Genomic DNA, 11,081 nt, shown 5'->3' on the forward strand with positions numbered 1-11,081 from the left:
GGGCTCTACGAATGGGAGGGGCTTTTGGCGAAATGTTTTTTGCAGGAATTGGGGTGGTCTTTGCGGTAGGAGAAGCTAGTTGGTGGGGAGTGAGTTTCGGGCAAAGAGCATTTGCGGCGGGGACGCCATTTCGTCCAGGTCGGCAGCCGCTGCACTACGGTTGGGTTGTCGCGATCGTGGGAACCTTAGGTATGGTGGCGAGCGTACCGGGGCAAACAATCGGGGTGAACGTCTTCAACGAAAAGCTGATCGAGGCCCTCGGACTGAGTCGTCTAAGCGTAAGCACGGCCTATTTCGTGGGCACCGCCGGAAGCGGGTTTCTGCTTCCCTATGCAGGGCGGTTGTTTGATCAATGGGGCGCGCGAAAGATGATCGTTGTAGCGAGTTTGGCCTTAGCGTTGTCCTTGGGCTACATGAGTGTGGTTGACGGAGTCGCAGGAGGACTTGGATCCGCTTTCAGAGGCGACGCATCGAAGATGTGGATACGAATGGGATGCTTGATCTTCGGGTTCTTTTTGATGCGTTTCTTCGGTCAGGGCTTGGTGATGATGACTTCGCGAAACATGGTTGGAAAGTGGTGGGTCGCGCATCGAGGTAAGGTTTTCTCCGTTGGAGGAATCGCGGTGACGGTGTGTTTTTCCTTAGCTCCGAAAATATTTAACGAAATGATCGAGGCTATCGGTTGGAGGGAGTCTTGGCGTCTGATGGCATTGGTGCTGGCGCCTGGGTTCTGCTTTTTGGCTTGGCTCCTGTACCGTGACAATCCTAGCGAATGCGGACTGGAAGCTGATGCGGGGAAGCAGGTCGACGAGAAGCGGGCTGCAGATCCCGAGTTTCGTTTGGTCAAAGAATTCACTCGTGACGAGGCCGTGCGAAACTTTTCGTTTTGGGCGTTCAGCTTGGTCTTTGCCTTACAGGCGTGCTACTTTACTGGATACGCCTTTCACGTGATCGATGTGGCGGCGGACTTGGGGCAAGATGCTGGCGCTATGTTGAACTTGTTTGTGCCCACGGCCGTCTTGAACGCCGGGGTAAGTTTGGTGGTCGGATGGATGAGCGATCGGTGCCGCTTAAAGTACTTGCTGGCGTTTATGGCCTTAGGGAACGCCTTGGCAGCCTTTGGATTGGTAGGGCTGGAAGGCTCTGGAATGCGAGTGGCGCTGGTGATTGGGTTCGGGGTGAGCGGCGGGTGTTTTGGGGCGATCAGCGGCGTGTTCATGCCTCGCTTTTATGGGCTGAAACACTTGGGTGCGATCAGCGGCTTCTTTGCATCTATTATCGTGGTGGGAAGCGCGGTTGGTCCGCTCGCTTTTAGCGCGGCACGAGGGTTGGCTGGCAGCTACGCCATGGCCCATGTCGTAGCGACGGTATTCGCGGTGGCTTTGGTGGTGAGCTCGTTCTTTGCGGACAATCCGCAACGTAAGCTCGGTTGAGACGTTTCAGCAGGCTGACGCTCGTTTAGGCTCTCTCTTCGCCGCGGCTGAGGAGACTGACGGGGATGCGGGCTCTGGCGATCAGTCCTCTCGGGAAGGTCGGAGTGAGATCGAGCTGCCCACCCTTGAGGGCGAGCTTTGTACGAATGCGGAAGAGGCCGATCTTGTTCAGAGGGGTAGAAATCGAAACAAGGTTGTTTTCGAGTCCGACGCCATCGTCCTCGACCTGCAGGACCCATTCGTCTTCGTCGCGGAATAGGGCTATGATGCATTCGGTGGCGCGTGCATGCTTCACCACGTTGGTGAGGAGCTCCTTCAGTATTTCAAACAGCAGGTCGCGCTCGCGTTCGGTCTCGATGACACCATCGTTTTCCACGCTGAGGGTAACGGCGAGCTCTTGTCCGTTTTGGGTAATATCGATCAGGCGTTTGGCAGCTCCGATGAATCCGTCGATTTGTGGACTCGGTTCCGTGTAGTTCGAGACGGATTCGGTTGAAAAGTCGAAAGGGAAGCTGCTATCGGATTGTTCCTTTTTCTGGCGGGTGATCGACTTCAGCACCTGTTGGAGAGCGTGTGACTTATCGATGCCAAGCGTTTGATTTTCATCAGCCTTGTCGTCGGATGCAGAAGAAGACAGCTCTGACTGTTGCGGGGCTGGAAGCTGAGTCGCCGGATTTTTCTGGAATTCGATGGCAGGTTGAAGCGGTGCTTTTGTCGTTTCAACCACCTCGGTAGCTATCGCTGGGCCCCGTTGAGGTCGGGGTTCAGGTTCGGTGAGCTGATCGGCAGCGGGCGTTTCGGCGTTAGGGTTGTAGCAATGCTCCGTTGGCTCGAAGCGTGGCTCCAGAACGTCAATTTTTTGCGCGAGCAGCGCGAGTTCCTTGCTGGCAGCCGCGATTGCGTCGTCTCTCAAGCTGAGAGCCTTTTGGATTGCTTGGTTAGCAGCTTCGATGCGAGCTTGTATTTCCTCGCTAGACTTCGACTCGCGTTTAAGCATACCGCTTAGGGTGGGATTGCTGCGAGGTCCGCCGGGCCGATAAATGGCGGAAATGTGTACGGAGGCTCCCGCTTCGCTCCCGTGAGCGAGTCGGAAATTCGCATCGAGATCGCCTTGAGTTTCAATCGAGAGATCGAAAAGGCGTTTCAATCTGTCATGGTCGCCTGAATACATTCGCTCGACGAAGTCGTCCAGGAACGGGATTTGATCGCGGGATTGGGCTCCGATGGCGGCAGCGGCTTGTTCGCTCAGCACGATGCGCCCCGTTTCAACATCAAGAGTCCAGGTTCCGAGCTCGCCTATGTCGAGAGCCAGTTCCAACTCTTGGGCGAGGTGATGGTGTTCGTGTTGTTCTCGTTTTTGCTTGAGGATATTGGATACGAGACTGGAAACAAGAGACGGGGAAAGGTCCTCCAGACGGCAGTTGCCGTCGATACCGTTTGGTAAGCGGAAGCTTTCGGAATTGAGCAGCCGACTCGAGGTTAAAGAAACGATGGCAAGTTCGGGATCGTTTTGTCGTACCAACGAGACCGCGGCTTGCGGGTCTTGGAAATCGTCGAGACGGAGGAATGCCAGGTCGAAGCCGCAGACTTGCAACAAGTGGATTGCGTCGTCCAGATCGACGCAGCGCTGGATCTTGTAGGAGGCGAGACCTGATCGCTTCAAGTCTGAACGAAGCGCGGCAGCATCATCTTCGTCGCGGCAGACGGAGAGAAGGAAAAGCGTCTCCGAGGAGGAATCGACCTCGGGACTTTTCGACTGATCAAGATGCTGGCTTAGGTTTAGAGGCATTAATTTACGCTGCTGCCACTGCTATTTCGCAGGGTATCGGAGCGTCGGATGGGAGTGCCTTGTGGGGGGATTTTGTTGTTCTGGGCGGACGGGTAAAGGAATCGATTAATAGTCGTTTTTCCGATCGAGGTGTCCCGATCTTGTCTTGATATTTGATTTGTGTGGGCGCGGTGGGGTAGTCGCGATGGATGAGTGGTGACTGTTTCCTATTTTTCAGAGGGAAACGGTAAAGTTATTCACAAGTTGTTTACAGCGATTAGGTCAACATCCTTCTGCATAATTAACCTACTTTTCGATACTTTTATACCCTGAGTGTATCCAATTGTTGCAGTCGACCACAGAGTTGCCATTTTGTGCAATTGTTTGGATAGGTATTTATGGTGCAGAAAGGCCTAATGTTTTGCGACGAATTTGAGTGTCATCGAATTGACTAATGAGCCGCAGCAGAATTACTTCCGGTACTCGTAAATGCCCCACAATTCAGCTAACCCCATCCCTGCTCGCGAGGAATTGATTCGCGATGCAGTCATTCGCCTGGCGGGTAATTCGCAAGACGGTATTCAATCAATCGGAGGATTCCTCGCCCGGCTCGCCGGAAGGAATGCCCAGGAAGTCATGACGTACATGACGATACCGGCGACGATTTCGGGAGGGCCGTCGATTTTTCAGGTCCGCATGGGCACGGGAGAAGTCCTCTCTGCTGGTGATGAGGCGGATTTTCTTTTAGCCTTCTATCAACACAGCTACGAGGACCACATTGGCTTTCTCAAGGAAGGCGGCGTTTTGTTGTACGACTCGGATCATGTGGAACCGGATGCTCAAGACACGCGTTTCGTTAAAGTCGGGGTGCCGATTTCCGCTCTCACGGTTGAGGCTTTGGGTGGTTCGAGTCGAGAGAAGGGAAAAAATCTCTTCGCTCTCGGTCTCCTTTCTCGGATTTTCAAGCTCGATGTGGTCAAGCTACGAGCGATCTTCGAGGAGCGTTTTGGCGGCAAGGCGGAAGATGTGCTTAGAAACGTGAACCTCGCTTTCGATGCGGGCTTTTCCTATCCGATAGATAACGTCTTGGATCGTTATTTCGCCTTCCACAGCGAGGAGGGGCAGGAGGGAGCGGCACAGGTGACCATGGACGGCAACACCGCCCTGACTCTAGGGCTGATCGCGGGTGGAGTGCGCCATGGGGCAGGGTACCCCATCACACCTTGGTCGACGATCATGGAAATGCTCCGCCAACAACTACCGAAGTATGGCGGCGTGTTCGTGCAGTCGGAGGATGAGCTTGCGGCTGTATCTATGGCTATCGGCTTTTCCTATGCGGGTCGTCTCGCGGTCACGGGAAGCTCCGGCCCGGGGATTTCGCTCAAGATGGAAGCTCTCGGGTGGGCGACGATGGCGGAGATCCCACTCGTGGTCATTAATATACAACGCGGTGGTCCAAGCACTGGGTTGCCAACAAATGTAGAGCAAAGCGACTTGTTGCAGGCGATCTACGGCAGCCATGGCGACTGCCCGCGCGTGGTGCTGGCAGCTGAGAATGTGGAAGACTGCTTCTATATCGCTCGCGAAGCTTGCCAAATTGCCCGCAAATACAGTGTACCTGTATTCGTTTTGTCTGACATGTCTTTAGCCTCACGTATCGAAGCCTTTGACGAGCCCGATCTTGAGGCCTTGATGATCGAGCCGACTTTAGATACAGAGGATCGTCCGGAGGAGTTCAAGCCATACGACTTGAGCCGAGTCACGCGACATGCTCCGCCCGGAACTTGGATCGAGGGTGGAGTTTTTCCGCAAGTCACTGGGCTTGAGCATGACGAATCAGGTCATCCCTCCGCGAATCCGCAGATGCACGAGAAGATGATGAAGAAGCGTCGGGCTAAGATCCAGCAGATAGCGGAAGACCTTCCCCCGTCTCAGATTTTTGGTGACAGCGAAGGAGAGGTTCTCGTCGTTGGGTGGGGTTCCACTTGGGGGCCGATTCGCGAAACGGTGATTCGCGAACGCGATCGGGGTCGTAAAATCGGCCATCTGCAGATCCGATTTATCAATCCGCTTCCGAATGACCTCGGAGAAATTTTTAACCGCTACGAGAGCATCCTAGTCGTGGAGATGAACGATGAGGGACTTTATGGATATGGACAACTGGCGACGCTCCTGCGAGCACGTTATTGCAACCCAGCAATTCGTAGCCTCACCAAGACCGATGGACTCACCTTCAAGATAAAGGAGATCATGCTAGGCATTGATGCCGTGAGTCCAATTCAAGCCACAACCCGATAAGCTAGGAGCCGAAAGATATGAGCACAGCATCACCTTCTCCCGCCAAAGCCGAGCGCGGCGTTCTCACCAAAAAAAGCCTGCAAGCGGACCATCCTACCTGGTGTCCCGGTTGCGGAGACTTCGCGGTTTTGGCCGCCTATTATAAGACATTGGAGAAACTCGACCTTCCGCAGCAAAACATCGTGACTCTCGCTGGGATCGGCTGTTCGTCGCGTTTTCCTTATTTTGTGAATACGCACGGTGGACATTTCATCCATGGGCGATCGCTCCCATTTGCTTCCGGCGTGAGCTTAGGTCGCGACGATTTGCATGTCTTTGTATTTGGCGGTGATGGAGATGGTTTCTCGATAGGAGGCAATCACTTGGACCATGCGGGCCGGAAAAACTTTCGCCTGACCTACGTAATCATGGACAACTTCGTTTATGGCCTGACGAAAAAGCAAACCTCCCCGACCTCGCCTCAAGGCTTCAAGTCGAAGACGGATCCTTGGGGTGTCTTCGACCGACCGACAAACCCCATGCGTAAATTGCTTTCGAGCGGGGCGACCTTTGTGGCCCGAACTCATGCGACCCAGATCAGGCACATGATGGAAATGTACGAGAGGGCCGCCAAGCACGATGGTTTTTCGGTGATCGAGATACTCAGCGAGTGCGTAGAATTCAACAAAGGTGCGTTCGACGCGGGCAACCCTCGCAAAGGCGGCGCCTTCGAGCTTATCGACGAAACCGCTCATGACGTCTCGGACATGGCGGCAGCGCTCGCGTTAGCGGAGGAGGCGTGGCCTGGTAAGTTCGGCGTGTACTACGAGACCCAGCAGCCGACAAAAAACCGGCTCGAGAAGGACTTGGTGGAGGCGACCCGCGCGAAAGTGGGCCACAAGTCCGACAAGGAATTGCTCGCTCAAATCTTTGCCAGCATGCGCTAGCCACGGCGTCGCTTTTTAACTCAAGACAAAAAGGGCGCCCGAACTTTCGTTCGAGCGCCTTTTGTAGTTAACCAACCAACTAAGAGTCTAAATTCTGTTTTCCGATCGCGGTGCGTTCGGTGGCGTTTTGCCTATGCCTATTTATTCGGCGCAAAGAGCGTTTAGCCTAACCACTAAAACGCAGGTTTTTACGGAATTACCCGGCTTTTTACACTTGCTCTTCTCCAAACGAAGAAGGCCGGCCCTCCCGGACCGGCCACTAACATCAACTAAAGGAAAATAGGAACCCACCGATTCGATAGCGGGTCGCTGGGAGCTGTGGAATCACTCGCTAACAGCTTTTTTACATGGAACGGAGCATTCTGATTTGGGGCCTTTTGCACAAGCTTTTTTGGCCCTCGTACGTTACTACGGGAAGCCCTTAGGATGATCGCCCGAAGCCATAGAATCCCCGCGTTGACAAAACGGTGCTCAGCAACGTCTGATGTGCTCCAAGTGATCTTAAAAACTTGCAGGGGATGTTCGAAACGAAGGCGTGCTCTGGGCGTGGGGTTGTTAGCGTTTCTGACTCTGCCGGTATCCTGGAGTCAGGAGACGGACGACGATGCATTGCGAGCGGCTTCGGAGGCTGCCCTCGCTCGCGTAGCCCAAGATGTGGAAAAGCGTGGCGTGAACGAAAGGGTGCTCATTCCGGGCACGAAGTTGCGGCGCCGCTCGCGGATGGGCGCGATCGACCCGATCTATCGACATGGAGTCGCTTATTTTGACGAGTGGACGATCCGGGCTGGCGCTTTGAAGCTCCGAGTGCCTGCCTATCATGGCTGGGAGGGCGTGAAACCAACGTCGGACTTTTACCGCAGCCAAGCTCAGATGGGCAGGCCCGGAGAACTTCTGGTGTTGCCGATTACAAATCAGGAGTTCGTGCGCTCGACGCGCTCGAAGTACGTGAACAACTATGGGCTGATATGGGTGCCTCAAGAGCACGCGTTCGTCTCGATGACCGAGGATGGCTTCGCCCCTTTTAAAGAGGAGGTCAAGGAGCGCATCGTCGAGGAGCGCCGCCGGCGTCTCAACCGCGACGACTTTTGGGAGTACGATGACTACATCGCTTTCAAGCGAGGCAACGATGAACACGTAGACGAGTTTCAGAATGGTTATTGGTTTCGCGCGATTGACGAGCCTACTGTTGTGACCTACTTCGCAGTCTCAGAATTCGTTTTCCAGACGAACCGGGAGGAGATCCGACAGCCCATGGTCCAGACCATGACCTACGCCTTGGTGAGGGGAAAGCTACTGCGTTTCGACTTCAAAAAGCTTCACCTCTCCGACGAAGATGCGGCGCAGCTTATCAGCTTCACGCGCCAGTTCGTAGCTGACATGCGAGCTGTCAATGGGCTGAGCGAGCGCAAGATTAGGTAGGCTGTATTGTTCAGGTGAATACAGGAGCTTATAAAAATGTTGCCAGCGGCGATAGGCCTTGGCACCGCTATTGGAGATGAGCTTAAACCGATACGAGCAGCTGCTTTTCGACTATATCGAATCCTTGCCAGAAGAACGTCGATTTTGGTTCGATCGGGTGGTACAAGTTGCGGAGACCAGTCGTCGGCGAGAGACGGCTGCCTTGATTCTCAACTCCGAGCTCTGGGAGTATTTCGAGGAGCGCTCTCGTCATGAGGCAGGTTTCGCCGATGTCGTGGGTGGGGGATTGGGTAAGCTGAGTATGCTGAATCTGTCGGAGCACTTGCTAAGAATGTGGTCTCCAGTCTTCAAAACGAAGAAAACCTAGCTCAAGCAGCGATTTTCCGACGTACTCCGATAAACGTCGTGGTAAATTTGACCCTGAGCCGAGCTAGGATTTGTTTGGCTCTGTCTTTGTGCGCATAGTTCTCGTGTCACCCTCCTCATTCCCTCTTAATCGTTCGAAAATGCGCTCCGCCATTCCAGAGCAAAACCTCAATCTACTCTATGAGGATTGGATTCGTTTCAATCCCAGCGGGCGTCTGCTAGCCTGCTCCGTGGTATTGCAGGAGCGTTGGGGTGAAATTGGTTTACTCTCGACCGCTCGGCAGGCGAGCGACTTTTTTAGGTTGTCCCCGGATGACAGCGAATCCTTCTTCAATTCTTGGGTTCATGCCTTGAGGGGATCCGCAAGTTTCCTGAACGTTCAGCTTCATGGTTTCGAGCTCACCGAGCGATCGGTTATTTTCATGCCCGAATTTTGGGAAGATGGATCGGTTTCCTCAGTGCTGGTAGGGTCGCTCCGGATTTGCGAAAGCGGCGGCGAGCCGATAGGCGATTCCGAGAATGCGGTATTGAAGCTGACTGAGATGCGAGAGCTTTTCCGCGATGTCACCCAAGCCAATCGCTCATTAAAATCAGCTCTGCAGTCCGCGAAAGCGGAGGTCGAGTTTGGAAAGTCCGAGAGCCGAGCGAAGTCAGACTTTTTGGCAAATATGTCCCACGAGATCCGAACGCCGATGAATGCGGTGATTGGATTCTGCGATCTGCTTTCCAGCACCGCCCTGACCAAAGAACAAGAGGAATACGTTGAAGCTATCAATCACAGCGGTAAGTTGTTGATCGAGCTGATTGGGCAGGTACTTGACTACTCGAAAATCGACTCGGGTCACTTGCAGCTAGAGTGCGAGGAAATGGATCTGGAATCGATTTTTATCGAGGTCCAATCCATCCTCGGGACCAAGGTGCGAAACTCGGTGATCACCTTCAATGTGGATTATGCTCGCGTGAGTTCCGAGGTCTTGCTGGGTGATGAGACCCGTGTGAAACAGATCTTCATCAATCTGCTGAGCAACGCCTACAAGTTCACCCGCGAAGGGGAAATATCGCTTACCGCCACCACGACTACGAGCGATTACGCAGGCCATCTCTGCCTACGGGTGAGGGTAGAGGATACTGGGGTCGGGATTGCTCCAGAAAGGATTCGCTCCTTGTTTTGTCCCTTTGCTCAAGCTCACTCGCGCGATGCCAATAACTACGACGGTACGGGGCTCGGCCTTGCGATTTGCAAGCGCCTGTGCGAGGCGATGCGAGGGGATATCTGGATCGAAAGAACAGAGCTTGATAAAGGAAGCGTATTTGCTTTAGAAATACACTTGCCCAGAAAACTGTACTCTAGGGCACCGTTGAACTCCAAGGTGAATGTTGAGGAAAAATATATGATGAAACCTTCTGAAAAGGCTTCTGTGGAAGGATCAAAAGAGAATAGTCCTCTTCGGCTGCTAGTAGTAGATGACAACCCTAATAATTTGCTCATCACCTCTAAACTGTCGCAGCACCTTGGATACAATGCTGAGACGGTGACGAATGGGGTGGATGCTCTCAAGAAAATGAAGAGCGGCGACTTCCATATCGTCTTGATGGATGTTCGTATGGCCCCGATTAACGGAATGGAAACGACGCGTATGATTCGCGAAGGCGAGGCTGGCGACGAGAGCTCGGGCGCGTATATAATAGCGGTCACTGCTCATGCCCTGCAAGGGGACAAGGAACGCTGCATCCAGTCGGGAATGAACGACTACCTCTCCAAGCCGCTTACTTTGGAGCGCTTAGAGGAGAGTCTAAACAGAGCTCGCTCGGAGCTATCTCTCGATTGACATTCGAGTCCTACCTTCCCAAGAGAGCTGGATGAATTTGCTTAGCAGCAAGGAAAAGTCAGAGCTCCGTGGTTACGCTCAGCGTTTAAAGCCCGCATTGCATGTGGGCAAAAACGGCTTGGCTGAGCCGGTCGTAGTGGAACTTCGCAAGGCTTTCGACAAAGACGAGTTAATCAAAATCGCCTTCAAAGCAGATCGCACTGAGATCGAGACCATGAGCGCCATGGTCGAACGTTTGACGGGAAGCCAATGCGTCGGTGGCGTCGGTAAGAAGCGGAGCTTTTACCGGAAGATGCCGGAAACCCCGGAAGTCGACTGAGCATCGCGCAGATTCGTAAAATTCGATTTTAATTCAATCGAGCTTTTTGACCTTGAGCGCTTTTCCGCTAGTTTTGTCGCTATGAATTTATTGCTGGCCGGTCTAGAAATAATCGACTCATCTTCACAGTCGGTTGCTTGTCAATGCGTTACCGGTTGTGCTGCAGTCGATTGCGGTGATCATAGAGTCGAGTCTCTCGTCTTGCCGGCACGGTGGGACGACTGCTTCTCGCCGCTGGCTGCTTTGCTTGATCGCCCTTGGGATGCGGTCGTGATTATCTCCGAAAAGGCGGGCGATTCCATCTCTATCGAGCGTATCGCTATCAACGAAACGGATGTCTCCCAAAAGGATGCGATTGGCCGCCGCCCGCGTGGCAAGCTCATCGAACCTGCTGGCGATGCTGGCTATTGGACGACGCTGCCTTATCGCGAGCTTGCGAGTAAGTTGACTGCCCACACGTTTATGGCCGTGCCTTCACATTCTGCGGGCATGGCTCTCGCCAATTACACGTGCTATCGCATGATGCACGAACTCGTTTCACAAAAGCGCGGAATACCTGCGGGCTTGCTGCAGCTTCCTCGCAATAGGTCCGCGTTTACCGAGGAAGACCTGAAGCGATTCATCTCAATCCTCTTGGAAACTTTGGATCCTCGCCAGTTGTCTGACGACAGTTTGGAAATCGATTTGCAGCGTCTTTCGAGCCGTATGCGTTCGTAACATCCG

At 53.7% G+C, this 11,081-nt stretch carries 9 protein-coding genes; 8 read left to right on the forward strand and 1 reads right to left on the reverse strand.

What is annotated here, in order from left to right; genetic code table 11:
• The first annotated feature begins 32 nt into the window (after window positions 1-32).
• Complete coding sequence (locus tag QEH53_RS09760; protein ID WP_309022993.1) at window positions 33-1,433, forward strand: MFS transporter; 1,401 nt, start codon at window positions 33-35, stop codon at window positions 1,431-1,433.
• Between the two features lie 25 nt (window positions 1,434-1,458).
• On the opposite strand, the gene QEH53_RS09765 is transcribed toward QEH53_RS09760, so the two are convergent.
• Entirely contained in the window at window positions 1,459-3,222 is a 1,764-nt protein-coding gene (locus tag QEH53_RS09765) for an ATP-binding protein (RefSeq protein WP_309022994.1), read from the reverse strand.
• A 468-nt stretch (window positions 3,223-3,690) separates the two neighbouring features.
• Between QEH53_RS09765 and QEH53_RS09770 the strand changes: the two genes are divergently transcribed.
• The 7 genes from QEH53_RS09770 to QEH53_RS09800 all read left to right on the forward strand — a co-directional run bounded on the left by QEH53_RS09770 (window position 3,691) and on the right by QEH53_RS09800 (window position 11,075).
• A complete protein-coding gene (locus QEH53_RS09770) occupies window positions 3,691-5,499 on the forward strand; it encodes a 2-oxoacid:acceptor oxidoreductase subunit alpha (protein ID WP_309022995.1) in 1,809 nt (602 codons plus the stop codon).
• A gap of 17 nt (window positions 5,500-5,516) precedes the next feature.
• Entirely contained in the window at window positions 5,517-6,425 is a 909-nt protein-coding gene (locus tag QEH53_RS09775; protein WP_309022996.1) for a thiamine pyrophosphate-dependent enzyme, read from the forward strand.
• Between the two features lie 546 nt (window positions 6,426-6,971).
• Window positions 6,972-7,844: a hypothetical protein gene (locus QEH53_RS09780; protein ID WP_309022997.1), complete on the forward strand. Its 873-nt coding sequence runs from the start codon at window positions 6,972-6,974 to the stop codon at window positions 7,842-7,844.
• A gap of 76 nt (window positions 7,845-7,920) precedes the next feature.
• Window positions 7,921-8,211 (forward strand): hypothetical protein, encoded by a 291-nt coding sequence (locus QEH53_RS09785; protein WP_309022998.1) that lies wholly within the window; start codon window positions 7,921-7,923, stop codon window positions 8,209-8,211.
• 139 nt (window positions 8,212-8,350) lie between these two features.
• Window positions 8,351-10,039 (forward strand): ATP-binding protein, encoded by a 1,689-nt coding sequence (locus QEH53_RS09790; protein ID WP_309022999.1) that lies wholly within the window; start codon window positions 8,351-8,353, stop codon window positions 10,037-10,039.
• Window positions 10,040-10,070: 31 nt separating this feature from the next.
• Window positions 10,071-10,358, forward strand: a complete 288-nt coding sequence (locus tag QEH53_RS09795; protein WP_309023000.1) for a YhbY family RNA-binding protein — start codon at window positions 10,071-10,073, stop codon at window positions 10,356-10,358.
• A gap of 81 nt (window positions 10,359-10,439) precedes the next feature.
• Window positions 10,440-11,075, forward strand: coding sequence for a hypothetical protein (locus QEH53_RS09800; protein WP_309023001.1), 636 nt, complete (start codon window positions 10,440-10,442; stop codon window positions 11,073-11,075).
• Window positions 11,076-11,081: the final 6 nt, after the last annotated feature.

It is taken from the genome of Pelagicoccus sp. SDUM812002 (genome assembly GCF_031127835.1).
Classification (GTDB): Bacteria; Verrucomicrobiota; Verrucomicrobiia; order Opitutales; family Opitutaceae; genus Pelagicoccus.

Coding starts and splice junctions, on each gene's coding strand:
- QEH53_RS09760 (WP_309022993.1), top strand. CDS start 33: ATGTTTTTTGCAGGAATTGGGGTGGTCTTTGCGGTAGGAGAAGCTAGT.
- QEH53_RS09765 (WP_309022994.1), bottom strand. CDS start 3,222: ATGCCTCTAAACCTAAGCCAGCATCTTGATCAGTCGAAAAGTCCCGAG.
- QEH53_RS09770 (WP_309022995.1), top strand. CDS start 3,691: ATGCCCCACAATTCAGCTAACCCCATCCCTGCTCGCGAGGAATTGATT.
- QEH53_RS09775 (WP_309022996.1), top strand. CDS start 5,517: ATGAGCACAGCATCACCTTCTCCCGCCAAAGCCGAGCGCGGCGTTCTC.
- QEH53_RS09785 (WP_309022998.1), top strand. CDS start 7,921: ATGAGCTTAAACCGATACGAGCAGCTGCTTTTCGACTATATCGAATCC.
- QEH53_RS09790 (WP_309022999.1), top strand. CDS start 8,351: ATGCGCTCCGCCATTCCAGAGCAAAACCTCAATCTACTCTATGAGGAT.
- QEH53_RS09795 (WP_309023000.1), top strand. CDS start 10,071: ATGAATTTGCTTAGCAGCAAGGAAAAGTCAGAGCTCCGTGGTTACGCT.
- QEH53_RS09800 (WP_309023001.1), top strand. CDS start 10,440: ATGAATTTATTGCTGGCCGGTCTAGAAATAATCGACTCATCTTCACAG.